The 24590-nt window shown below is 59.7% G+C and carries 26 protein-coding genes; 12 read left to right on the forward strand and 14 right to left on the reverse strand.

All coding sequences use genetic code 11. The annotated features are described in order from the left end of the window. Positions 1-10: 10 nt before the first annotated feature. On the reverse strand, positions 11-475 hold the full coding sequence (locus tag ABXH05_RS07300) for a PaaI family thioesterase (protein WP_348136508.1): 465 nt from the start codon (positions 473-475) through the stop codon (positions 11-13). A gap of 47 nt (positions 476-522) precedes the next feature. Next, on the reverse strand, positions 523-1023 hold the full coding sequence (locus ABXH05_RS07305) for a cyclic nucleotide-binding domain-containing protein (RefSeq protein WP_353560440.1): 501 nt from the start codon (positions 1021-1023) through the stop codon (positions 523-525). Positions 1024-1122: 99 nt separating this feature from the next. On the opposite strand from ABXH05_RS07305, the gene ABXH05_RS07310 reads away from it, so the two are divergent. Then, positions 1123-1566: an acyl-CoA thioesterase gene (locus tag ABXH05_RS07310; RefSeq protein WP_353560441.1), complete on the forward strand. Its 444-nt coding sequence runs from the start codon at positions 1123-1125 to the stop codon at positions 1564-1566. A gap of 3 nt (positions 1567-1569) precedes the next feature. Here ABXH05_RS07310 and ABXH05_RS07315 read toward each other — a convergent pair whose 3' ends face one another. Further along, positions 1570-1962, reverse strand: coding sequence for a hypothetical protein (locus ABXH05_RS07315; RefSeq protein WP_353560442.1), 393 nt, complete (start codon positions 1960-1962; stop codon positions 1570-1572). Between the two features lie 20 nt (positions 1963-1982). Next, positions 1983-2231 carry a hypothetical protein gene (locus ABXH05_RS07320; protein WP_353560443.1) on the reverse strand — a complete coding sequence of 83 codons (249 nt, stop codon included), beginning with the start codon at positions 2229-2231 and terminating at the stop codon, positions 1983-1985. A gap of 157 nt (positions 2232-2388) precedes the next feature. On the opposite strand from ABXH05_RS07320, the gene ABXH05_RS07325 reads away from it, so the two are divergent. Further along, positions 2389-2589, forward strand: coding sequence for a hypothetical protein (locus ABXH05_RS07325; protein WP_353560444.1), 201 nt, complete (start codon positions 2389-2391; stop codon positions 2587-2589). Positions 2590-2624: 35 nt separating this feature from the next. Here ABXH05_RS07325 and ABXH05_RS07330 read toward each other — a convergent pair whose 3' ends face one another. Next, positions 2625-3314, reverse strand: coding sequence for a response regulator transcription factor (locus tag ABXH05_RS07330; protein WP_348136513.1), 690 nt, complete (start codon positions 3312-3314; stop codon positions 2625-2627). A 324-nt stretch (positions 3315-3638) separates the two neighbouring features. Here ABXH05_RS07330 and ABXH05_RS07335 point away from each other — a divergent pair, with 324 nt between their 5' ends. Together ABXH05_RS07335 and ABXH05_RS07340 are read left to right on the forward strand one after the other, a co-directional pair. Then, the gene (locus tag ABXH05_RS07335) at positions 3639-4433 is read left to right on the forward strand and encodes a RodZ family helix-turn-helix domain-containing protein (protein ID WP_353560445.1); all 795 of its coding nucleotides are present in this window, start codon (positions 3639-3641) and stop codon (positions 4431-4433) included. A 54-nt stretch (positions 4434-4487) separates the two neighbouring features. Continuing rightward, positions 4488-5024 (forward strand): L,D-transpeptidase family protein, encoded by a 537-nt coding sequence (locus ABXH05_RS07340; RefSeq protein WP_353560446.1) that lies wholly within the window; start codon positions 4488-4490, stop codon positions 5022-5024. On the opposite strand, the gene ABXH05_RS07345 is transcribed toward ABXH05_RS07340, so the two are convergent. Continuing rightward, a complete protein-coding gene (locus ABXH05_RS07345; RefSeq protein WP_353560447.1) occupies positions 5021-5710 on the reverse strand; it encodes a YggS family pyridoxal phosphate-dependent enzyme in 690 nt (229 codons plus the stop codon). The genes ABXH05_RS07340 and ABXH05_RS07345 overlap by 4 nt on opposite strands. Here ABXH05_RS07345 and ABXH05_RS07350 point away from each other — a divergent pair. Then, complete coding sequence (locus tag ABXH05_RS07350) at positions 5709-6341, forward strand: thiamine phosphate synthase (RefSeq protein ID WP_353560448.1); 633 nt, start codon at positions 5709-5711, stop codon at positions 6339-6341. The genes ABXH05_RS07345 and ABXH05_RS07350 overlap by 2 nt on opposite strands. 114 nt (positions 6342-6455) lie before the next feature. On the opposite strand, the gene ABXH05_RS07355 is transcribed toward ABXH05_RS07350, so the two are convergent. Further along, on the reverse strand, positions 6456-7730 hold the full coding sequence (locus ABXH05_RS07355) for a porin (protein ID WP_353560449.1): 1275 nt from the start codon (positions 7728-7730) through the stop codon (positions 6456-6458). A gap of 526 nt (positions 7731-8256) precedes the next feature. Between ABXH05_RS07355 and ABXH05_RS07360 the strand changes: the two genes are divergently transcribed. The 4 genes from ABXH05_RS07360 (at position 8257) to holA (ending at position 13320) form a co-directional block, all read left to right on the forward strand. Continuing rightward, complete coding sequence (locus ABXH05_RS07360) at positions 8257-8808, forward strand: DUF3576 domain-containing protein (protein ID WP_353560450.1); 552 nt, start codon at positions 8257-8259, stop codon at positions 8806-8808. A gap of 98 nt (positions 8809-8906) precedes the next feature. After that, positions 8907-11528: a leucine--tRNA ligase gene (gene leuS / locus ABXH05_RS07365; protein ID WP_353560451.1), complete on the forward strand. Its 2622-nt coding sequence runs from the start codon at positions 8907-8909 to the stop codon at positions 11526-11528. A 4-nt stretch (positions 11529-11532) separates the two neighbouring features. After that, a complete protein-coding gene (locus tag ABXH05_RS07370) occupies positions 11533-12240 on the forward strand; it encodes a hypothetical protein (protein ID WP_353560452.1) in 708 nt (235 codons plus the stop codon). Positions 12241-12291: 51 nt separating this feature from the next. Next, positions 12292-13320, forward strand: a complete 1029-nt coding sequence (holA, locus tag ABXH05_RS07375) for a DNA polymerase III subunit delta (RefSeq protein ID WP_353560453.1) — start codon at positions 12292-12294, stop codon at positions 13318-13320. A gap of 104 nt (positions 13321-13424) precedes the next feature. On the opposite strand, the gene ABXH05_RS07380 is transcribed toward holA, so the two are convergent. The 6 genes from ABXH05_RS07380 to ABXH05_RS07405 form a co-directional block, all read right to left on the reverse strand. Then, positions 13425-14321: a ParB/RepB/Spo0J family partition protein gene (locus ABXH05_RS07380; protein WP_348136523.1), complete on the reverse strand. Its 897-nt coding sequence runs from the start codon at positions 14319-14321 to the stop codon at positions 13425-13427. 114 nt (positions 14322-14435) lie between these two features. Then, a complete protein-coding gene (locus ABXH05_RS07385) occupies positions 14436-15275 on the reverse strand; it encodes a ParA family protein (RefSeq protein WP_353560988.1) in 840 nt (279 codons plus the stop codon). Between the two features lie 43 nt (positions 15276-15318). Further along, positions 15319-15981, reverse strand: a complete 663-nt coding sequence (rsmG, locus tag ABXH05_RS07390) for a 16S rRNA (guanine(527)-N(7))-methyltransferase RsmG (protein ID WP_353560454.1) — start codon at positions 15979-15981, stop codon at positions 15319-15321. Positions 15982-16020: 39 nt separating this feature from the next. Further along, positions 16021-17928, reverse strand: a complete 1908-nt coding sequence (gene mnmG / locus ABXH05_RS07395; RefSeq protein ID WP_353560455.1) for a tRNA uridine-5-carboxymethylaminomethyl(34) synthesis enzyme MnmG — start codon at positions 17926-17928, stop codon at positions 16021-16023. Positions 17929-18124: 196 nt separating this feature from the next. Further along, a complete protein-coding gene (gene mnmE, locus ABXH05_RS07400; protein WP_353560456.1) occupies positions 18125-19462 on the reverse strand; it encodes a tRNA uridine-5-carboxymethylaminomethyl(34) synthesis GTPase MnmE in 1338 nt (445 codons plus the stop codon). An 18-nt stretch (positions 19463-19480) separates the two neighbouring features. After that, on the reverse strand, positions 19481-19801 hold the full coding sequence (locus ABXH05_RS07405; protein ID WP_348136527.1) for a DUF6489 family protein: 321 nt from the start codon (positions 19799-19801) through the stop codon (positions 19481-19483). Between the two features lie 78 nt (positions 19802-19879). On the opposite strand from ABXH05_RS07405, the gene ABXH05_RS07410 reads away from it, so the two are divergent. The 3 genes from ABXH05_RS07410 (at position 19880) to ABXH05_RS07420 (ending at position 23812) form a co-directional block, all read left to right on the forward strand. Then, the gene (locus tag ABXH05_RS07410; RefSeq protein ID WP_353560457.1) at positions 19880-21904 is read left to right on the forward strand and encodes a thioredoxin domain-containing protein; all 2025 of its coding nucleotides are present in this window, start codon (positions 19880-19882) and stop codon (positions 21902-21904) included. 144 nt (positions 21905-22048) lie between these two features. Then, a complete protein-coding gene (locus ABXH05_RS07415; protein WP_353560458.1) occupies positions 22049-22747 on the forward strand; it encodes a dienelactone hydrolase family protein in 699 nt (232 codons plus the stop codon). Positions 22748-22837: 90 nt separating this feature from the next. Then, positions 22838-23812 carry a quinone oxidoreductase family protein gene (locus ABXH05_RS07420; protein WP_353560459.1) on the forward strand — a complete coding sequence of 325 codons (975 nt, stop codon included), beginning with the start codon at positions 22838-22840 and terminating at the stop codon, positions 23810-23812. Between the two features lie 22 nt (positions 23813-23834). Here ABXH05_RS07420 and ABXH05_RS07425 read toward each other — a convergent pair whose 3' ends face one another. After that, positions 23835-24512, reverse strand: coding sequence for a PAS domain-containing protein (locus ABXH05_RS07425; RefSeq protein WP_353560460.1), 678 nt, complete (start codon positions 24510-24512; stop codon positions 23835-23837). Positions 24513-24590 lie beyond the last annotated feature (78 nt).

The following is a 24590-nucleotide window of genomic DNA, read 5'->3' on the forward strand; positions in this document are numbered from 1 at the left end:
ATCCAAAAGTCTATTTGTCTGCAGGTTTGTCTTCGCGCTTCTTGAGGGTCACAAGCGTGCAGGTGCTCGATCCCTTGGCAAGCAAAGTGCCTTCAGCATCCAGCAACTCACCTTCAACAAACACGACAGATTTGCCGCGCCGCAGGACACGGCCACGACCAATCAACCGGCCGGGTTTGGCGACGGACAACATGGAGACTTTCATCTCGAGCGTTGGGGAAATCTGTCCCCATTCAAGCTTCAGGCCGACTGCAATCGCCAGAATATCGTCCATCATGGCCGCCACCATGCCGCCATGGATACCGCCCCACAGATTGCACAGATTGTCGGTTGCCTCGAACGCCAATTCGACGGTTCCCGCATCCACATCGCAATCAATCACCTCAAGGCCAAGATAGGCACTTGCCGGGGATTTGCGTTTGAAGATGGCTTTTATGTTCGGTGGCCAGTCTTCTGTTTCACGGGCACTTGCCATCGGTCTCTCCTGATGTGTCGATTTGGATGTGAATTGAATGAGGGTTTTCAGGCGCGTGGGCCCGGGGTGCGGGCTGCTTCACGCGCTTGCGCTCGGATGCCGCGGGCAAGGCCGCGCAAGTCCATGCCCAGGGAGCGCATCATGGCGCGCCCCATGGTTGGGTATTCGCCAATGAGCCGGGCAACGAGCGGGCGATCAATCACCAGCAGCCGTGTGTTTGTTTTTGCCGCCAGCCGGACAGCGAGAACCGTTTCGGCCATGGCGCCCTGTGCATTGATGAGGGCGCCGGGTCCCGCAACGTCATCACCAACAAGCAGCCGTCCCCCGCTCACCAGGTAAGCCGGTGCGCCGCGCACATCAGCTTCCTGCAGAACCGTACCGGCGGGCACTTCTTTCACGTCGGCGGAGAAAGCAAGCAACCGCAACTGCGCGGGCTCGACATCGCGAAACAGCGATGATCGCGCAAGAGCAGAAACCAGCTCTTCAAGCGGCAGGGCCGGATATATGCTATCTGACGCCGGGCGCGGCTTAGGGGTGTCATCTGTCATGACATAGTTTGTGACAAAGCATCCCTTGCCTTGCAAGCCCGCCACGCCTTCCCGCCACGACCACCCCGACTGGGCCACTTAAGACAGGAACGCCGAACCATGACTGCCCCTGCCTGGGACCATGAGAACCCCTACGTCGCATCGTTCAAAGTTCAGGACGCCGACATCGATGCCTTTGGGCACGTCAACAACGCCGTCTATGTCCGCTGGATCAATGACGGCGCATGGGAACACTCCAAATCACTTGGCCTCGACTTTGAGAAGTATCGCGAGCTGGATTCTGGCGTCATCGTTGTGCGCCATGAGATTGACTACAAGAGTTCTGCCATGCCCGGCGAGACGGCACTGGTCGCCACATGGATCAGCGCCAATGACGGCCGCGTACGCCTCAGCCGCCGCTTCCAGATTTGCGATGAGGCCACGGGACGAACACTGGTGCGGGCGCATACCAACTTCGCTGTCATCGCCCTGACCTCAGGCCGCCCTCGCCGCATGCCGCAGGAATTTATCGATGGCTATCCGGTGATGTGGCCGGCCGACTAACGTCTATACACCACCATCAAGCGGCTGACCCATCTGCACTTTGACCGACAGATCCGCAAGTGACGCGCACCCGAGCATCGCTGCAAGGGCATGGAGTGGTGCGTCCAGAGATTTGAAATAGGCAAGCTCCACAGGGTCCGCCGCATCAAGCCCCTGCTCATCGCACCAATCAGGAAAGTCGTCACTCACCTCATAGGCCACCGCTATATCCAGCGCGCGCACAAGCAGGCGCGCGGTGTCATCATGCGGCGGAGGCGTGCCCGTGCCCGGCAAGCAGACAGGCGGGCACTCGGGAGCCTCGAACCACAGATTAAAGCCCGAGTCTGTCAGTTCCGTTCGCCCATGCAGCTGACGCGATGCCACCAGACGTTCCAGTCCTGCAAAGACATTTGGCACACTAGACTCCCAGAATGCAGCTAGTCCCGTTTGCCAGACAGCATGATCGCCACACCCATGGCAAGGCTTCCGAAAGTGACGCACAGCCCCATGAAAAACAGGATGGCGAACAGCCACCCATCTGGTGATGCAAACAACAGCGTGCGCAGATTGGCGATGTTGGTCGCAATCAGCGCACCGCCGAACACCAGGCCCGCAACAAGACCAGCCAGCATGTGACCGAGCATGAAGCGGACGAGCTTTCGAGCATCGCTTGGGTCTTGGGTCATTCAGGTTCCCGGTTGGCAGCAAGTGCCCGAGCCTCGCACAGGTGCGGCGAAACCGCAGATGCGGCGCCGTGTCACTGGTGAAAGCACGCCGGTTTGGGCACATATCCCCCACGCATCCGGGGGGAGGCGAAATGCCAATTTGCTAGGGCTCTAACAGATGACAAACCCCAATTCCCTTTTGCTGCTCATGGTCAACACGTTGATGGTTCTCGTGCTGAGCGCGATCCTGGTCACACCGATGGTTTTCTTCTACGCGGCCCTCATCGGCGCGCCGGTGATGTTGTGCCTTCTGGTCATCATCACCCTGACCACGCGGGCAAAGGCCCCCATGGACACAAAAAAGGCTGCTGCCGCATAAGCGACAACAGCCTTCAAGTGCGTGTGTGATGGCGCCTATGGCACCAGGCGATAGCCGCCTGTTTCCGTCACCAGTATCTCCGCATTTGACGGATCGGATTCGATCTTCTGGCGCAGACGATAGATGTGCGTTTCAAGCGTGTGCGTGGTGACGCCCGCGTTGTATCCCCACACTTCGTGCAGCAGCACGTCACGACCAACGACCCGATCGCCGGAGCGATACAGATATTTGAGGATGGCGGTTTCCTTTTCCGTCAGCCGCACTTTCTTGTTGGCTTCTTCCTCAAGCAGCAGCTTGGCCGCCGGCTTGAACGTGTACGGTCCAATCTTGAAAACGGCATCTTCGCTCTGCTCATGCTGGCGCAGCTGGGCACGAATGCGCGCGAGTAGCACACCAAAGCGGAACGGCTTGGTGACGTAATCATTGGCTCCTGAATCAAGGCCCAGAATGGTGTCCGCGTCAGAGTCGTGTCCCGTCAGCATAACGATCGGGCATTTGACACCCTGACCACGCAGAAGACGGCAGACCTCGCGGCCATCCATGTCAGGAAGACCCACGTCGAGGAGGACGAGGTCCACATGGGCGTCTTTCGCCAGCTTGACGGCATCGGTGCCTTTGTCTGCGGTCGTGACTTCAAATTCCTGATGCAGGTCGAGCTGCTCGGCGAGGGATTCGCGCAGGGCGTCATCGTCGTCAACAAGAAGGATTTTCCGGATATTGCTCATAAGGGCCCCCGCCGCTTAATTGGCCGAACGCGGAGCACTCTCCGCTGGCTTGTTTCTACACTGTTACGCCATTTCAAGGCCCTCTTACAAAGGGTACCCCGCATCATCGGCGTGGGGCTTATGTAGGGGGCCGACCCGCACACGTGCCACACACACTCTTTCACCTACGCGTCAACCGCCCGTGAGCGGGACAAGCCGCACAGCTTGCCGACCACCCGGCAAATTGTGCCCGTAAGGGGATCTGATAGCGCAACTAAGTCATTGAAATGAATGGTGTTTTGTCTGGTTCGCCTCTTGCAAGGACAACCGCAAGGGAGCCTTATCATGCAGACCACAGTCATCACAGCGCCGTTACCAACGGTACCCAATCAGGAGCCAACCCACCGGTTTGGCCGCGCATTGGACGACCGTCTGCCTGCCACAGGCATGCACCCTGCGGGAGTTCAGGTCGCGGAAACCACCCCTGACGGGTCCCCAATCACCACAGCCTCGACCACACCCGCTGCGACAGCGGCAACCGATGAAGATGGCTTTTCGTTTGATGACCTGCTGGACATCGTCAATCCGCTGCAACACCTCCCCGTCGTTTCCACTGTCTATCGTGAGATCACCGGCGACGAGATCCGTGCGGAGTCCCGTGTCCTGGGAGGCGGCCTGTTTGGCGGAGTACTCGGTGCAGCAGCTTCTCTGGTTGATGTGGCTGTCGAATCTTTTTCCGGGGACAGCATGGGGGGTCACGTGATGACCGCCCTGTTCGGGGAAGATGAGGCCGCACCTGTGTCAGACGAAGACGCAGTGCAGGTAGCGGCTCGAGAAGCCGCCACAACACCGCCACCCGTTTCACCGGCTTTGCCCAGCACACCATCGGTCACTCCGGCAGCAACACGCCCCGCAGCAAGGACCCCAATATCTCATGTGGGGCCGCAAGCAGGAGCGGCCGCATCGGACATATCGACTGCACCGGCGCTTCAGTCTTTATCGCCCTCAGCATTTGACGCATTGCTTGAATCGTTCGGCGCATCCGCAACGCCAGCAAACAACAATGCCAAGCCTGAGTCCGGCCTGGCATATGCGCCGACCGCTGCCTCGTCAGGTCGCCTGGTCAACAAGGCTCTTTAGCCCGTTGGCACCAAGGGGACTGTGTGAATCCCTTCATACTGATAGACTTCCACCATGGATATTGATGTTTGGCAGCATGGCCCCAAGGCACATGGCGGCAGGCTGCGTATTGGCAATAGGGTCATACGCTGCGCCATCGGCAAGAACGGCATTACCTCGCCCGGATGCGAAGGCGATGGGGCAACACCCGCAGGAACATTCCCGCTTCGCCGCATTCTGTATCGAAGCGACCGGGGCCAACGACCATCAACGGCTCTCTGCGCCAAGCCGATTGGTCCGCGAGATGGCTGGTGCGATGAGAGCTCTGACCCCGCCTATAACCAGCCGGTCCGACTGCCCTACCCCGCAAGTGCTGAAAAACTTGCCCGGCGCGACCGACTCTATGATGTGATTGTGATCCTCGGGCACAACGACACGCCGGTGATACCTGGACTTGGCAGCGCAATTTTCATGCACGTGGCCCGGCGAGACTTTGGTCCGACGCTGGGTTGCGTTGCCCTAAGCCCCGATGATCTGGCCTACGTGCTGCGTCGTGTTACCAAAGACAGCACCATCACCATTCATGAAACACCCTTTGGAAAGTCCGCCTAGGGATGCTGGGTCCGGATGCCAAAGATGGCGCTGCCGACCCGAACATGGGTCGCACCATGGGCAATCGCTGTGTGGTAGTCAGCACTCATGCCCATACTCAACCCCTCAATAGCATTGCGCTGTGCAATGTCCGCAAGAAGGTCAAAGTGCGGCGCGGGATCTTCATTTGCAGGCGGGATGCACATCAGCCCGGCGATGTGCAGACCAATCTCATCACGACACGTGGCAATGAACCCGTCAGCATCTTCTGGCAATGCTCCGGACTTTTGGGGTTCCCTGCCGGTGTTGATCTGCAGAAACAAATCCGGGTGCCGGCCCTGAGCCTCGATTTCACGCGCAAGCACGCGCGCAAGTTTGATCCGATCGACGGAATGTATGGCGTCGAACAAGGCCACTGCGTCCTTGGCCTTGTTGGTTTGCAGGGGACCAATCAGATGTACATGGGCATCCGGAAAGGTTTCGCGAAGCGTTGGCCATTTCTCATGTGCTTCCTGAACTCTGTTTTCACCAAAGATCCGCTGGCCCGCCTCAAGAACGGGAACAATCGCCTCGACCGGAAACGTCTTGCTGACCGCGACAAGCGTAACGGCGTCGGGGGCGCGTCCCGCATCAACGGCGACGGATTTAATCCGGGTACGGATGGCCTCAAGTGGGCCATGGGTGCTGGGGTCTGGAGTGGTGCTCATGGGAGCTGACCATAAGGCCGCGCTGCGTACAATCGCAAGGCTTGCGGACCTGCGGTTTGCGCCGCGGCCGCGGGACGCGTGGCCGAACCTTGTCATCATGACGGATCGTGCGGTGCAGGGAGATGCCTGGGATCTGGCAGACGCTGTTGCGGCAGGTACAATCATCTGCCTGCGGGACTATGACCTGAAAGATCGCGCGAACTACACCGCAAGGTTGGCGTCCGCCTGCCGCCACAAAAATGTGCGTCTTGTGGTGGGTGGAGATGTCTCGCTCGCTTTGCGAGTCGGAGCCTGGGGAGTGCACATCCCTGAAGGTCTGTGGAAGCGGAGCATTCAAGACGTCGTGCAAGCGCGAGATCATGGTCTCCGGGTTTCGACCGCGATCCATAGCCGTCAGGCGGCAAGGTCTGTTGTCATCGGGGGCAAAGTTCTGTGCGACGTGGCCATGGTATCGCCGGTCTTTCCGACGCTAAGCCATCCAGGACAACCGGTTTTAGGTCCCTTGGGTCTCGCCGGAATTCTCGACGCGCTGCCAACACCCGCTTATGCACTGGGCGGCGTGACGCCAAGGACCATAGGTCGATTGGCGGGTCTACCCTTATGCGGCGTTGCAGGCATTCGCTTTACCTGACACCAGATCCCGGTCCATGGGCGGCCGTGGTTTAGACCAGCGACCAGGCCTCAGACAAAAGAAAAGGGCGGCTCCGGAGAGCCGCCCTTCCCAAAGTACCGAGTGGTATGAAGCTTAGAACTTCACGCCGAATTCGGTGAAGAGAGCAGAACCTTCGCGGTCCACAGCTTCGTCTTCAGCGTACTTGTAACCGAGAGTGACGTTAGCGCCACCGCCCAGTGAGTAAGCAACACCAGTCACGATTGCAGACAGGTCAACTTCGTCGAAGTTGCGAGCTACTGCACCCGGGTTGATTGATGCGTCACGGTTAGCTTCAGCGTATTCAACACCGAAAGTCCAAGGACCTGTGCCGTATGTTACGCCGATGTCCCATGCCTTGTAATCTTCAAGAACACGAGGCTGAGCCGTACCAACACCGAACTGTGAAGCGTCTGTTTCCTTGACGGCATATGCGCCACCAAGTGTGAAGCCAGCGAAACCAACGCTTGCGCCAGCTGCCCAGTCTTCAAGATCAGGTGCGCTGTTGCCGATGACCTGAGGTGTGCCAGTTGCGTTGGTGTTAACCACGCCACCGTCAGCTGTCAGGTAAACGAAGGATGCGCCAAGGTCTACGCCGTTGAATGCGTATTCCCAAGTGATACCAGCTTCGAAGATGTTCTCGATCGTGTTGTTGCCCGAGAATGAGTCACCGAATGACTCGTCACCTGAAAGCTCTTCAAGTTCTGGTGTGAACGAAAGACCAATCTGGAAGCCAGCAAGACGTGGCGTGAAGTAGATGATCTTGTCGCTGTCGCCAGAGAAGTCGACAACAGTGTTGATGATGCCATCGTTACCGGACTGAACCAGTGCACCAGCACCACCAGCGCCAACAGCCGCTGTTGTGTTGGAGAACAGGCCTGCGCCACGGTTGTCACCGGCACCCAGTGGGTCGAGGTCGGTGTCGTTAGCAAACGTTTCCAGGAAAGGAGACGGAGCAACGATTGGCATCTGATCGCCAACGCCGTCCTGTGCACCGAACTGGAATTCACCGAAAGCGCCGCTTACCCAGAGGTATGCTTCGTCAACGGTGTCTGATGCGCCACGCTCACCAGATTCAAGCTCAAACTTGACGCCGACTTCAACGCCGTTGTCGAGAGTTGTTGAACCCTTGAAGTGGATTTCAGCTTCACGACCGAAACGGATAGTCCGCTGGTCCTGACCCTGAAGGAGCGGAATGGCAGCCGGTGCAGCAGCGCGGGTACGACCCTCGCCTGCATCGTTGTCAAAAACCGCAGCGATAGAGCCGACGAAATAACCGCCGACCTTAATGTTGATCTTATCAGCAGCCATGGCAGGCGCGGTCGCAAAAGCGGCGGCCACCAGGGCAGTAGTTCCAAGAAGCTTCTTCATCTGTCCCTCACATTCGAAAAGAGGTGTGCACTAGAGCACGAGAACATGCCCAAACGGGACGAGGTTCGCCCCCCATGCTCGACACGCAAACTCTGACATTGACGGCCAATCGTCAAGCAGTGCGGGCCCGATCCGGGTTCGGACGCATGCAGATGTGGCTTGGGGGACACAATTCCCTAACGAGGGATTACCAAAACCACCCTTTCAGGGCTGAAATGGCCGGATATCTTGGGGAAACAGTGCCCCATACTAGAACGGGCATATAGGGACATATAGAGGTGCACCGCCCAATGTGGGGCCTTGCAGTCATATCGAGTGTTGCATCAATGTCTCACCTTGCGAACCTGCGCAGCACCAGTTTGTGGTGAAGTGTAAGGGGTCGTGATGCAACGTCAGTTTGTTGTGGCTTGCTAAGGGCCGCAACGGCTCGTTATAAGCAAATATCAAGGGCTTAAAGCGTTTTGGCGGTTGCCCTGCCGCCTTCCCAGACCGGATTGCGGGTCGGCCTGTGCAAGTTGGACATACATTGAATTACCTCAAGATTTTCGCTGTCTCTATAGCTATCGCCATGGGTGTTGCCGGGTGCGGTACCGGTATTGAGACTGAGAACCGCTTTCCCACAGAGAAGCCCGGCGGCAAGAGCGACCCTTTCGGCAGAGCCGGCAATGAACCAGGTGTTTTCGGTGAAGGCGGTCTGTTTGGTCTGGGTGGCGGAAGCTCTGGCGGCGGCGACAATGCCAACGGCATCGGCGTCAACAGCTTCCTGTGGCGGGCATCTCTCGACACAACGTCCTTTATGCCTCTGTCTTCAGCTGATCCGTTCGGTGGTGTCATCATCACTGACTGGTTTACAGCACCGGAAGCACCCTCAGAGCGCTTCAAGATGACGATCTACATTCTCGACACCAGCCTGCGGGCTGACGGGGTGAAGGTATCAGTCTTCAAGCAGGCACAGGCACCAGACGGCACAGGCTGGGTCGATGCGGCGGTGGCACCAGGCACAGCAGCGCAACTTGAGAATGCAATTCTCATCCGTGCACGCCAGTTGCGCATTGATACGCTAGCGGCGGAAGAGTAAGCCTCACCCCGCCCAAATCGATCACTTCAAGATCACCACATACATTTTATGGGCACGGGTGTTTTGAACCCCGTGCCCAATTTGTTTGAGCAATCCAGATGACCACGTCAGTTCCAGACCGCTACAACCCAAAGACATCAGAACCCAAATGGCAGCAGGCCTGGGACGAGCGGAATGTCTTCCAGACCCCGCCGACCGATGACGACCGCCCGAAATATTATGTGCTGGAGATGTTCCCCTACCCGTCGGGCCGCATCCATATGGGGCACGTGCGCAACTACGCCATGGGAGATGTGGTGGCCCGCTACAAACGGGCGCGCGGTCATGCCGTGCTCCACCCCATGGGCTGGGACGCCTTTGGCATGCCGGCTGAAAATGCCGCCATGGAAAAAGGTGTCCACCCCAAAGGCTGGACCTACGACAACATCGCCGCCATGCGCGAGCAGCTCAAAGTCATCGGCCTCGCCATTGACTGGGAGCGCGAGTTCGCCACCTGCGACCCGGACTATTATCAGCACGAGCAGGCCCTTTTCCTGGACTTCCTGGATGCCGGCATTGTCGAGCGCCGCAAGTCCACCGTGAACTGGGACCCGGTCGACAACACGGTGCTGGCCAACGAACAGGTCATTGACGGCAAAGGCTGGCGCTCAGGCGCACCGGTTGAGCGCCGCGAACTGACGCAGTGGTTCTTGAAGATCTCGGACTATTCCGACGAGTTGCTGGAAGGCCTCGACACCCTGGGCAGGTGGCCGGAAAAAGTCCGGCTGATGCAGAAGAACTGGATCGGCAAGTCACAAGGTGCCCGCGTGTTCTTCCCGTTGTCGGGAAGTGGCGTGGACGCGGATGAAAAACTTGAAGTTTTCACAACCCGGCCGGACACCCTTTTTGGTGCTTCCTTCTGCGCCATTTCTCCGCAGCATCCACTTGCTGCACGGCTGGCCGACGGCAACGCGCCGATAGCAGACTTCATTGCTGACTGCGCCAAGGTCGGCACCAGCGAAGAAGCCATTGAAAAGGCCGAGAAGCGCGGCATCGATACTGGCCTTACAGCGCAGCATCCGTTTATCGACGGCAAGCAGCTGCCGGTCTACATCGCCAACTTCGTGCTGATGGAATATGGCACAGGCGCAATCTTTGCCTGCCCTGCCCACGACCAGCGCGACCTGGACTTTGCCCGCAAATATGATTTGCCGGTGACAGCCGTCGTGGCGCCCAAGGATGCCGATGCGTCTGAGTTCGCCTCCACATTGGAAGCCGGCACCGAGGCCTATACGGGCGATGGCGTTGCCATCAACTCTGACTTTCTCGACGGGTTGGCTGTTGGCGAGGCAAAGGCCAAGGCAATTTCCGCCCTCGAAGACAAAGCACTGGGCGAAGGGACAACAAACTATCGCCTGCGCGACTGGGGCATTTCGCGGCAACGCTACTGGGGTTGCCCCATCCCGATCATCCATTGCGATGACTGCGGTGTGGTAGCTGTGCCCAAGGCAGACCTGCCGGTGACATTGCCCGAGGACGTGACCTTTGACGCCCCCGGCAATCCGCTGGACCGTCACGCCACCTGGAAAGACGTGGACTGCCCCACATGCGGCAAGGCCGCCCGTCGCGAGACGGACACGTTTGATACCTTCGTGGATTCATCCTGGTACTTTGCGCGCTTTACAGCACCCGACGCAGCCACACCGACAGATCGCGAAGCGGCCAACAAATGGCTGCCTGTTGATCAATACATCGGTGGCATCGAGCACGCGATCTTGCACCTGCTCTATTCGCGCTTCTTTACCCGCGCGATGCAGAAGACCGGGCATGTGGATCTGGCTGAACCCTTCGCCGGGCTGTTCACCCAGGGCATGGTGAACCACGAGACCTACAAGTCCGCCGATGGCGCGTGGCTGTCACCTGCTGAAATCGATTTCAAGACAATTGATGGCGCCCGCACAGCAACCGCGCGCGAAACCGGCGACCCGGTCTCGATCGGCAGCGTTGAGAAAATGTCGAAGTCGAAGAAGAACACCATCGACCCGACCGACATCATCAATGAATACGGTGCAGACACCGCCCGCTTCTTCATGCTGTCCGACAGCCCGCCCGAACGCGACGTTGAATGGACCGAAGCCGGTGTTGAAGGTGCGTGGCGTTTCACACAACGTCTCTGGCGCGCGGTAACGGGCAATGCCGCCGCGATGCCTGCACCTGAAACGCCCGCACCATCTGATTTTTCAGATGCAGCGCTGGTTCTGCGCAAGGAAACACACAAGGCCATTCAGGGCGTGACAGACGGGATCGACTCCTTCCGCTTCAACAGTGCGGTTGCCCGGCTCTATGAGTTGGTGAATGCGCTGTCGGGTTTCAAAATCGACGCGGACAATGCGGGTGACGGCTTTGCGGTGCGCGAAGCAAGTGAGACACTCGTCCAGCTCGCAGCTCCCATGATCCCGCATCTTGCGGAAGAAGCGTGGGCGACCCTGGGCCATGAAACCCTGGTGGTCGATCTGCCCTGGCCGCAAGCAGACGACGCTTTGCTGGTGGAAGACAGTGTGACCCTGGCTGTGCAGGTAAACGGCAAGCGCCGAGATGAACTGACAGTTGCGCGCGATGCTGATCAGCCTACTATCGAGAAGGCTGCGCTGGCGCTGGACAAGGTGCAAAAGGCGCTGGACGGCAAGCAGGTGCGCAAGGTCATTGTGGTGCCCGGGCGCATCGTCAACATCGTTGGATAATCAAATGCAGGTAGCAGGGGTCGGCATGGGCGTGAAGGCGGTAGCAGTTGGACTGGGTCTGGCGCTGGTTTTGGCGGCCTGCAGTTTCCGGCCTCTCTATGGCACCAGCAATGAAGGCAACGCGGCACGCATTGGCAGTGAAACCATCGCGATTGGGCCGATTGGAGATGATCGCGTCGGTCAGCAGTTGCGCAACGGCCTCATCAACCGCCTGACGCCGCGCGGCCAGCCCGCCTTTCCCGCCTATCAGCTTGATGTGACCATCACCGATTCACTGGGGGACTTGCTGGTACAGGAAGATTCAACCGTTCTGCGCCGCAACTACAAACTGACGGCGTCCTACCGCCTTGTTGAACTGGCGACCGGTGATCCGCTGCACAGTTCCACGGTAAGCCGTACGGCATCGCTGAATCGGTCAGATTCCGAATACGCCAACGTCATTGCGCAACGCGATGCAGAAGAACGCGCGGCGGAGGCGGTCGCGGACGTTCTGGCACAGCGTCTTGGCATTGAGCTCGCGCGCCTGGCCTCGCCAAAGGAGCGCCGTCGGGCAGCCATCGCGGAAGCCGCGAAAATTGCAGCCGCCAAGGTAGACCGGACCTATCCGCCCGAACCTTTGGACTCTCCCCTCTCACCGCCGCCAGCGGATGACGACGAAGATGAAGCCGAAGCGCGCTTCCCGGCACCCGTTGCTGTGCAGCCGGGCGAGTAGCCCCGCACCCTTGGTTGCCCCCACGCCCCTAGGTAGAAGGTGCACTAGCAGGTGAAGCTCAAAGCCTCCGAGATAGAGCGTTTCATCAAGACGCCACCGGACAATGTGCGCGCCGCCCTTATCTATGGACCAGATCTGGGCCTGGTGCGCGAGCGCGCAAAAACCCTTCTCAATGCCCTGACCGACACACCGGATGATCCCTTCAGTGTCGCTGACCTTGAAGAGCAGGCCCTCAAGGGGGACCCCGCGCGACTGGCCGATGAGGCGGGTGCTGTTGCGATGTTCGGCGGACGCCGTGTGGTGCGTGTGCGCGATGCGGGCGAAGCCGCCGCCAAGTCGCTGGCCGGATATCTCGACCAGCCCGGCGATGGGTTTGTCATTCTGGAAGCCGGCGAACTGACACCGCGGTCAGCGCTGCGCAAACTGGCTGAGTCCTCCAAGGAAGCAGCCGCCCTGCCCTGCTACGCCGACACGGCAGAAAATCTCGAGCGTCTGGCCCAGGGCATGTTTCGTGAAGCCGGTCTCGACGCCGACCATGCCGTCCTCACCACATTGGTGGAACAGCTGGGGGCAGACCGGCAGCTGTCGCGCAACGAGATTGAAAAACTCATTCTCTACAAGGGCGGCGAAAGCCCGGTCACGCTGGAGGATATCGAAGCCAGTGTCGGGGGGGCCGACGCCCGCGGCCTTGATGATGCGGTGGATGCGGCCGCCAGCGGCGACATGCAGGCTTTCGATACAAGTTTCGCCAAGCTGATTGAAAGTGGCGTGGCACCGGAGCGAATGATCCGTACACTGACGATGCATCTGCAGCGCCTGCATCTGGTGCTCGGCCGTGTTGAACGCGGTGGACGACTGGACGAAATTTTGCGGTCCTTGCGCCCGCCCCTGCATTTCTCCCGGCAACCGGCCATGCGACGCCAATGTGCAGTCTGGTCCCGTCGTCGCCTCGATGGCGCGCTGGCCATGCTGGCGGATGCCGAAGCAAATTGCCGGGGCGCCGGCGCGCTGACAGAGCCGGTCGTCGCCCGCGCCATGATGAGCATCGCCCGCGCGGCAGCAGCAGGCCGACGAGGCTGAGTGCATCGCCCGCACGGCAGCAACAAGCCGCCGACGCTTAATGCATCGGCGGCCCTGAAAGCAGCAATTAAATTGTCAGTTGGACAGCCGCAGAAAGAAGACGGCTAGATCTTGCCATTTGCCAGACGACGGCAGATCTCATCGAGCTGCTCCAGCGTCTTGTAATTGATCAGCACCTTGCCGCCCGCATCGCCCTTGTGGTCAATCGAGACGGTGAGCCCCAGAGATTCTGCAATATTGCGCTCAAGGGATTTCGTGTCAGCGTCTTTCTCGGCAGAAACACTGGCTTTCTTGGCTTTGGCGGCCTTGAACGGCTTCTTGCCCAGCGCTTCAGCTTCACGCACCGACAGACCATCAGCAATGATCTGCTTGGCCAGCGCCACCGCATCATCGTGACCCATGATCGCGCGGGCATGGCCCGCACTCAGATCACCGGCTGCAAGAAAGCCTCGCACCTTTTTGGGCAGCGAACGCAGACGCAATGTATTGGCAACATGGCTGCGGCTCTTGCCGATGAGTTTGGAGACGTCCGCCTGCGTGTAGCTGAACTCCTCCATCAGCCGGTCATAGCCGTCGGCTTCTTCAATCGGATTGAGGTCGGCACGCTGGACGTTTTCGATGATCGCAATTTCGAGGGTCTCGGCATCGCTGAGATCACGAACCACCACCGGTACGCGATCAAGCTTCGCAGCCTGGGCAGCACGCCAGCGACGTTCACCGGCAACAATCTCGAATGAGTTCGTCGCGCCTGAAACCGGCCGCACCACGATGGGCTGAATGACACCCTTCTCGGCAACGGATGCCGTCAGGTCAGCCAGATCTTCCTTCGTGAAATCTCGGCGCGGCTGATACGGATTGGCCTTCAAAAATTCGATCGGCACCGTGTTGGGGCTGATGGTCGCTGCGGGCTGACCGGCACGCTTGGCCGCAGGCGCATCGTCTCCGATCAGAGCCGCAAGCCCACGTCCCAGTCCGCGTCGTTTTCCCTCGTCTGCCGCCATTTTTTCGTATCCTTAAGTCGCTGCGATCTTGGCCTGAGCACAGGTATGGCCTGGCCCTACTTTGCTGTCGCCTGCTTATGTTTCGGTCTCAGGTTCCGGTGCCGGGTCGCCCTTTCAGGCGGCGGCGTGCTTGATGTCACGCTCACGCTGAATGAGCTCGGAAGCCAGTTTCATGTAGGCTTTGGAGCCAGCACATTTGTAGTCATAGACAAGTGCCGGTTTGCCAAAACTCGGCGCCTCGGAGATGCGCACATTGCGCGGGATCACCGTGCGGTAAACTTTGTCGCCCATATATTCGCGCACATCGGCGGCCACCTGATCAGACAGATTGTTCCGCTTGTCGAACATGGTGAGGACGATGCCCTGAATCTCAAGATCAGGATTGAGACTTGTGCGCACCCGCTCGACCGTGTGGAGCAGCTGGCTCAGACCTTCGAGGGCAAAGAACTCACATTGCAGCGGAACCAGAATGGCGTCGGCTGCGACCATGGCATTGATGGTCAGCAGATTGAGCGACGGCGGACAATCCACCAATACATAAGAGTAAGCGCGGCCTGCTTCAGATGACGTGAAAGCATCAAGCGCGTTGTCGAGGCGATGTGAGCGCTGCTCGAAATCAGCCAGCTCAAGTTCTGCACCCAGCAGATCCATGGAGGAGGCAACGAGTGACAGACCCGGAACGGTTGTCTCGATCGTGGCGTCTTTGATTTCAGCCTCGCCGATCAACACCTCATAGGCCGTCACCGGGCGGCTGTTGCGATCAACGCCAAGACCGGTTGATGCATTGCCCTGGGGATCAAGATCGACAACCAGCACCCGTTCGCCGACAGCGGCCAGCGCGGTGCCCAGATTGATGGCTGTCGTGGTCTTGCCGACGCCGCCTTTCTGGTTGGCCAGAACAAGCACACGGGGCTGCCCTGGCTGGACCGCAGCGCGGATCGCGGACAGGTCAATTGGGGTATTGTCAGACTGGCCTGCAGCAGGTGCTGAAATCTGATCAGTTGGCTCTTTCGGCGCGGACACGGGCAAGCTCCTCCAGCTTGAGTATGACCCCATCCCCGGCAGTAATACTTGGGGCTTGAGAGGCCTTGATCGTCCAACATTTTGCGGCTTCGGTCAATTCCAACACTACATCTCGTCCCTTCATAAAGAGACCAGTGGAATCCTGTGACCAAAAGGGCGCAATCATTTCGAGCAGTTTTGGCAGTGGCGCTACCGCCCTGGCCGAGATCACGTCCGGGTAGCGGCCCACCTTTTCGACCACACTTTCAGCCGCCTTTTCAACCCGCATTGGCAGCACCCGAACAGGTGCTTTCGTCTGTGCAATGACGGTCTGCAGGAAGGCACATTTGCGGGTGTCGCTTTCGATCAGAACAACTTCCGCACCCGGATGAGTTTCCATCATCATGATGCCCATCACGAGACCCGGAAAGCCGGCCCCGCTGCCAACGTCGAGCCACAGCTTGATGTCGTCAGGGGCGTGGGCGAGCAGCTGGGCTGAATCCGCGAAGTGCCGCTCCCATGCCGTGTCCACTGTGGAGGGTGCCACGAGGTTGATGGACGCCTGCCATTTGACGAGCAGTGCCTGATAGGTCTCAAGCCTCTCCCGTGTTTCACGTGAAACAGCGGCCAGGCCGGAAAGGGATTCTACGTCAGTCACTTGCAGACCTTTATCCACAGGAAATGCCCCGGCGGGGGATTATTCCGCTGCAACGCCCGAGCCAGCCGGCCGGGACCGCAGATGCATCAGCAATGCTGTGATGCCCGCCGCCGTAACACCCTCAACCCGGGCAGCCTGCCCAAGGGTTGCCGGCTGCACCCGTGTCAGCCTCTGCTGGCACTCAATCGAAAGGCCGGGAACCGTGGTGTAATCAAGGCCTGCGGGCAATCGCACATTCTCGTCGCGTTCAAAGGCTTTGATGTCTGAGGCCTGCCGCTCGAGATAGACCGCATAGCCGCCCTCAATTTCCATCTGCGATGCCACAGCCGGATCTATCCCCTGCAGCTCAGGCCAGACACGGCCAAGCCAGGCCATATCCACTTCCTTGTACCGCAGCATCTCAAAGGCAGTGCGTCGGACACCATCCTGATTGATCTTCAGCCCATGCTCCGCTGCTTCCCGCGGGATCATTGTCAGGGCTTCCAGACGGGCACGCGTGGCATCAAGGGCGGCACGCTTATGGGCAAAGTGATGCGCCCGCTCAGACCCGACGCAGCCAAGGGCGACGCCCTGCTCCGTCAGGCGTTGATCTGCGTTATCCGCCCGCAGGCTCAGCCGATATTCGGCCCGGCTGGTAAACATCCGATAGGGCTCGCTGACACCCCGCGTCACCAGATCATCAATCATGACGCCGATATAGGAATTGGAGCGCTCAAAGCTGATGGCCTCACCACCACTGGCAAGACGCGCCGCATTGAGACCCGCAACCAGCCCCTGCGCGGCTGCTTCCTCATACCCGGTGGTGCCGTTGATCTGGCCTGCCAGAAACAGTCCCGGTACCGATTTGACGGCCAATCCGGCTGACAGTTCACGGGGGTCCACATAGTCATATTCAATGGCATAGCCCGGCTGGATCATCCGGGCTTCTTCAAGCCCGGGAATGGTGGTCAGCATCGCAAGCTGCACGTCTTCCGGCAGCGATGTCGAAATGCCATTGGGATAGACCGTATGGTCATCCAGACCTTCAGGCTCCAGGAAGATCTGGTGTCGGTCTTTCTCGGCAAAGCGGACCACCTTGTCCTCTACTGACGGGCAGTATCGCGGGCCGGTGCCCTCAATCTGGCCGGAGTAAAGCGGCGCACGATCCAGATTGGCGCGAATGATCTCGTGGGTGGCTTCCGTGGTGCCGGTGACATAGCAGCTGATCTGCTGCTGGGTGATTTCCGTCGTCAGCGACGAAAACGGCTCTGGCGGCACATCACCCTTTTGTTCCGGAAGCGATTCCCACCTTATGGTCCGCCCGTCCAACCGGGGTGGGGTGCCAGTCTTGAGTCGGCCCAGATTGAGTTCAAAACGGTCAAGCGTTTCCGCCAGACCAATGGCAGGCGCGTCACCGATGCGCCCCCCGGACGATTTGACCTGACCCATATGAATGATGCCGCGCAGGAAGGTCCCGGTGGTCAGAACCACCCCTGCCCCGTGCAAGCGGCGGCCATCATCCAGAACAACGCCGGACACCGTCCGGTCCGTCACAATGAGGTCTTCCACCGGCGCTTCTACAACGCTGAGATTATCGGTCTCACCGATGGCCTGCTGCATGGCGTTTCGATACAGCGCCCGATCCGCCTGGGCACGCGGCCCCCGCACCGCTGGACCCTTGCGCCGGTTCAGCATCCGGAACTGAATGCCGCCCTTGTCAGCCACCTGCCCCATCAGACCATCCAGAGCATCGATCTCCCGGACCAGATGCCCCTTGCCGATACCGCCAATGGCCGGATTGCAGGACATCTCACCGATGCGGTCCGCCCGATGGGTCACCAGCACCGTCTGCGCGCCCATGCGGGCAGCGGCAGCGGCAGCTTCACAGCCCGCATGACCGCCCCCAATGACGATCACGTCAAAGCGGGCGCCGTCAGCAGGCGCGATGATATTGGGCATCAGGGTCATGGGAGCGGTGCATAGCGCAATAGGGCGGCAAACTAAAGGACGCAGACAGGGGAAAAGCCATCTTTATCCACAGCTTTGGACTCCATTTGTTTCACGTGAAACATTGAGGCCCTGTTGCTGTGAATCATCGGCGGTTCCCCATGAAACACCTGTGGGGGGTTAATGCCGCGTTAACACCGGTTAACAGGTCTTAACGCTATTTCCCGATACAGAAGTCGCGGAAGATCACGTCGAGCACGTCTTCAACATCCACCGTGCCCACCAGACGACCGAGCGCTCGCAGGGCCATCCGCAGTTCCTCGCTCACCAGCGCCGCCTCGCTGCCCGCTTCCTGGCGAGCCTCATCAAGGCCCCGCTGCAATGCGTCCGCAGCCTCCCCCAGAGCCGCCGCCTGCCGGGCACGCCCTACAACGGCGGATCCCCCGGAGCCCCCGGCCAGATCCCGCGCGGCATCCGCCAGCCAGGCCTCGAGGGCATCAAGCCCCTCTCCCGTGGTCGCAGACAGGCGCAGGTCGCAGGGCTGCCCGTCTCGCTCACCCGCAATGTCAGCCTTGTTGCCAATCACCAGCCGGCGGGCCGTTTCAAGACCCTCCGGCCACACGGGATCCTGAGCGTTGCTGAGATCACAGACCCACAAAGCAATATCAGCGGCGGCGGCTTTCGACTTTGCGCGCGCAATGCCTTCGCGCTCCACCGGATCGTCAGTGTCCCGCAACCCGGCTGTATCCGCCAGAACCACAGGGATTCCGGCCAGATCAAGCCGCACTTCAATTATGTCGCGCGTGGTGCCGGAAATATCTGAGACGATTGCAGCCTCCCGGCGCGCCAGCCGGTTCATCAGACTGGACTTGCCCACATTCGGTGGCCCGAGAATGGCAACTTGCACGCCATCGCGCATCACTTCGCCCGCACTTGCGGACGCCAGGATCTGCATCATCTCACCATGTACGCGGGAAATCATGGACACCGCCTGATCTGACAGGCCTTCCGGCAGTTCCTCGTCGCTAAAATCAATCTCCGCCTCAATCAGCGCCAGTGCCTTCACCAACTGCGCCTTCCAGTCAGCACAGCGCGCCGTCAGCCCACCTTCAGCCTGCGCCAGAGCCAGACGCCGCTGCCCGGCCGTTTCCGCATCAATGAGATCAGCCAGACCTTCCACCTGTGTGAGGTCCATACGGCCATTGGCAAAGGCGCGGCGGGTAAATTCGCCTGATTCCGCCAGCCTGAACCGGGCAAGGGTCGAAAGTGCATCCAGAACACCCGCGACCACCGCCGTGCTGCCGTGGACATGCAGCTCCGCCATATCCTCGCCGGTGACAGTGCCGGGCCCGGGCAGCCAGAGCACCAGCGCGTGATCAAGCTGTTCGGATGTATGGGGGTCCGTGAGCCGCCGCACGACGGCCTTGCGCGACGGTGGAAGGCCAGCGCTGCCCAGCGCCGTCAGCGCATCCGCAGCACGCGGCCCGCTGATGCGAATGACCGCAATGCCTGCCCGCCCCGGACCACTGGACAGGGCAAAAACGGTGTCGTCCATGGGGGTCGTAATCCGGAATTAGCTACGCTTGCGTCGAGTCTTAGGGGTCTTCTTTGGTGCGGGTGAATCGCTCTCTACCTCGTCATCCATCGGTGCACCACCGCCGCCAACGGCAGACTTCGCCACACCCCAGAAAAGCTTCTGCAGCTTGTCGATACCTTCAACGCCCACCGGCAGCGCCAGCTTCACCAGCAGCTCCGGGTCCACATAGGCAACATTGCGTTTGATCTGATCGCTGATCTGCGCCACCAGCTCTTCCTGCATGGGAGCGAGGTCCGGCAGGCCGATGACCTTGCGGGCTTCCTCAGGGGTCATCTCGATGTCGATGTTGATCTTCATGCGTTGCTCCTGCATTCCTGATGGCGTCGGGTCACCATTGTGACCCCTTATGCACCGCCCTACGTCGTGAAAGCCACCATGTCACAAAACCTGCTCCGCGAAGAGACCAGCCCGTATCTTCTTCAGCACAAGGATAACCCGGTGCACTGGCGCCCCTGGGGCCCGGCAGCGCTGGCGGAAGCCAAGGCAGCCAACAAACCGATCTTGCTGTCCGTGGGATACGCCGCCTGCCACTGGTGCCACGTCATGGCCCATGAAAGCTTTGAAGATGACGCGGTGGCTGCGGTGATGAATGAGCTGTTCGTCAACATCAAGGTGGACCGCGAAGAACGTCCGGACATCGACACCATCTACATGTCCGCGCTACATCATCTGGGCGAGCAAGGCGGCTGGCCGCTGACAATGTTCCTCACCCCTGACGGCGAGCCCTTTTGGGGCGGCACATACTTTCCCAAGACCGCAGGCTATGGCCGGCCGGGCTTTCCCGATGTCTGCCGCGAGGTCTCGCGCATCTTCCATGATGAAAGCGAGAAGGTGACCAAGAACGCAGATGCCCTGCGCGCGGCTCTCAAGGAGCAGGCAAAGGCACAGGCCCCCGGAGAGCCTGCCCCGGAAATCCTCGACAATGTGGCGGACCGGCTGGTGCGCAGCGTTGACCCGGAACATGGCGGCGTTGGCAGCGCCCCCAAATTCCCGCAGCCCTTCCTCCTGGAGCTGCTCTGGCGGTCCTGGCTGCGCACGGGAGACCAACGTGCCCGCAACGCTGTGACCCTTACCCTCACCCGCATGTGCCAGGGCGGCATCTATGATCATCTGGGCGGTGGCCTTGCCCGCTATTCCGTCGACGAGCGCTGGCTGGTCCCCCACTTCGAAAAGATGCTCTACGACAATGCCTGTCTCATCAGCCTGTTGAGCGATGTTGCCACCGGCACCGGCTCCACTCTGTTCGCGGCCCGTCTGCACGAGACCGTTGGCTGGGTGCTGCGCGAAATGGTGACCGAGGAAGGCGCCTTCGGGGCCAGCCTTGATGCCGACAGCGAAGGCGAGGAAGGCAAGTTCTATGTCTGGAGCGAAACCGAAATCGACGCCGCGCTCACCGACTTTGCGCCCGACGACGTGGCCGACTTCAAGCGCATTTATGACGTAACACCCGACGGAAATTTCGAGGGCCACACCATCCTCAACCGTCTGGACCACCCCGACGACCTGCCAACCGAGCAGGAAGCCCTGTTTGCCCGCATGCGCGAAGTCCTGTTCACCACCCGCGCACCGCGCATTCGCCCCGGCTGGGACGACAAGATCCTGACCGACTGGAACGGCCAGATGATTGCTGCCCTCGCCAAGGCCGGTGCCGCCCACAACGAACCCGTCTGGTTGGAAGCGGCTCAGAAGGCATTCGACTTCATCCGTACACGAATGATCATGAACGGCAGGCTGCATCACGCTTTCAGGGCGGACAAGCTGCAACATCTCGCCATGGCAGACGGCTATGCCAACATGATTTCAGCCGCCCTCGCCCTCTATGAGGCCACGGCGGATGACACCTGCCTGAGCCAGGCCAAAGACTGGTCAGAAGAGCTGCACGCCCACTATTGGGACGAGGAAGGTCACGGATATTTCTTTACCGCGGACGACGCCGAAGCCCTGGTGGTGCGCACCCGCAGCGTGACCGACGACGCAACGCCCTCCGCCAACGCCACCATGATCGAAAACCTGGCCCGGCTTTATTATCTCACGGGCGATGAAACCTATCGCGATCGAGCCAATCAGATCATCCGGACATTTGCCTCTGATCTGGCGCGCAATTTCTTCCCCATGTGCACCTATCTCAACGGCCTCGACACCCTTCTCAACGCGACCCAGGTCGTGATCGCAGGCACGGGCCCTGAGGCAGATGCATTGCGGCAGGTGGCCCTTCAATCTCCCCTGCCCTCCCTGGTTCTCAATGTCGCCAGCGATGATCTGCCTGCGAGCCACCCAGCCCACGGCAAGACCGTGCCAAAGGACGCTGAAGCGGCAGCCTATGTCTGCCAGGGCACAAATTGCTCGCTACCGGTCAACAACCCGGATGCCCTCCACAGCATGCTGGCACGGCCCGTATAAGAGTGCGTGCCCGAAAGTGCTGATCTAACCAGCCACTTCACATCCTCAGCACACAGGCCACATTTGCTTGCGTGACGGTCCCTGCACGCTAAGGTGCGCGGCAATAGTCAGGATATTCCTCACCCAAGCTATGGAGCGCGACACGTGAGCGGACAGGACATCGAGATCAAAGGCCCCGACGGCACATTTGGCGGCTACCTCGCCACCCCGGACAATGGCAAAGGCCCCGGCATCGTCGTCATCCAGGAAATTTTCGGCGTCAATCAGGTCATGCGCGATGTTTGTGACCAGCTCGCGCGGGAAGGGTTTGTCGCCCTGTGCCCGGACCTGTTCTGGCGGCTGGAGCCCGGCATTCAGATTACCGACAAAACCGAAGAAGAATGGGCCAAGGCGTTTGAGCTATTTGGCAAGTTTGATGTAGATGCCGGCATCATTGACGTAGACGCCACCATCGAGCATCTGCGCCAGATGGAAGTCTGCAACAACAAGGTCGGCGCTGTGGGCTATTGCCTCGGCGGCCTCCTCGCTTACCTGACATCTGCCCGCACAGACGCGGATGCCAGCGTCGGCTTTTACGGCGTCAACATTCAGGAAAAGCTGGATGAAGCCGAGCAGATCAAAAAACCACTGATGCTGCATATCGCCGAAAAGGACGAGTTTGTTCCTGCCGAAGCACAGGCAGCGATCAAGGAAGGCCTCTCCGGCAAAGACCACATCACGGTTCATTCCTATGCAGGCCGCGACCATGCCTTTGCGCGCGAAGGCGGAGCCCATTTCCATCAGGACGATGCTGATCTCGCCAATGGACGCACCCTGGCATTCTTCCGCCAGCACCTCGCCTAGCCTCGGGCGGTTTAAACCTGAATCAATCCGGGCATCGTTCCGTACACGAATCAAAACAACACGCACTTAGTGACAGGCAGGAACGTCTCCATGGTCAAAGCCATTCGTATTACTGAAACCGGTGGCCCGGAGGTTCTCAAGCTTGTGGACGTGGATCTGGCTGATCCAGGCGCTGGCGAAGTCCAGGTTCAGCACACCGCGATTGGGCTCAACTACATCGACACTTACTTTCGGTCAGGCCTCTACCCGGCGCCCATTCCATGCGGCCTGGGTCTTGAAGCAGCAGGCGTCGTCACGAAAGTCGGCGAAGGCGTCACTGCACTGAAAACCGGTGACCGTGTTGCCTATGGCTCAGGACCACTCGGCGCCTACTCAGAAGCCCAGAACGCACCGGCCAATCGCCTGGTTAAAGTGCCCGATGGCGTGAGCGACAAAGATGCCGCCGCCATGATGCTCAAGGGCATGACCGCGCATTACCTTCTGCGCCGTACATATGAAGTGAAGGCCGGCGACACGATCCTGTTTCATGCAGCCGCTGGCGGCGTTGGCCTTATTGCCTGCCAATGGGCAAAGCATCTGGGCGCAACGGTCATCGGGACTGTTGGCAGCGAAGAAAAGGCTGCACTCGCCAAACAGGCCGGAGCGGACCACACAATTCTCTACCGTGATGAAGACGTGCCTGCACGGGTCCGTGAGATCACCGGCGGCAAGATGGTGCCGGTTGTCTATGACGGCGTCGGCAAGGATACGTTTGAAATGTCGCTGGACTGCCTTGCCCCGCTGGGCCTGCTCGCCAGCTTCGGCAATGCGTCAGGACCGGTTCCGCCTTTCGACCTGAGTATTCTGAATCTCAAGGGGTCGCTGTTTGTGACCCGGCCATCACTGGCGGCATACACCGCAAGCGATGAAGATCTCGCGATGACGGCCGCAGACCTGTTCGAGGTCATGGCAAAGGGTGCTGTGAAAGCAGATGTACGCCAGGAATATGCTCTGGCAGACGCGGCCCAGGCCCACAAAGATCTTGAGGGTCGCAAAACGACCGGTGCAACCGTCCTGATCCCTTAGAAAGCAGCGCCGACGCTAAGCCCTATTGGCCGTCCAGCAAACTCTTGTCTGGCGTCCCGGCACCCACGTCGATGAACGCTGTGTTCTCGACCGCCAACAGATGCTGCTTCTCCGGCTGATATGACATCGGGTCCAGAACGTCGCGCGCCTTGCACCATTGCAGTGTGCCAATCAGGCGCGGCGGACCGTCACCAACAGCAACCGGCAAAAACGTCATTTCAAATGCATGACCGGATGCAGGCTCACTGTCACTGTCAGTGCGAACCACCATCACACACCCACAGGGATGGTCACCAACGCCCTGAAAAAGGTTGCGTCGAAAATCACGCCGCTCCGGCGCCACATAGGCAAGCATGTCCTGGCCGGTCAGATCGACGCCCGAGCTTTCGGTAAGAGCACTGCCCCACAACCGATGCACCAGATCGGGCCCCTGCCATTCGAGATATCGAACATAGGGTGCAAGAGTCCGCATTTGGGGCGGCGAAATATCTTCTTTGTCGGGAACCGTTTTGTCGCCGCGTATGTACCACCAGTGGGCAAGAAACGCGTGAGCCACCGGCGTCAGCCGCACATCCCCGTGGTGACGGGGAACTTCTGACAGGGGAGCGGCGACTTTGGCAGCTGCCGAGTTGGCAACCTCTGGGCGCAATGCAGAATAGGCCCATCCAGACACGAGAGGCGGGTTGTCTTTTTCACTCACGTGAACCTCTTCCTGAAAGGGGGCCAAAACGTCGGTCGAAGCAGCAATTCTGCCCACTTAAGGCACAAATCGTGGAAA

The organism is Pyruvatibacter sp. HU-CL02332 (genome assembly GCF_040362765.1).
GTDB lineage: Bacteria > Pseudomonadota > Alphaproteobacteria > CGMCC-115125 > CGMCC-115125 > Pyruvatibacter.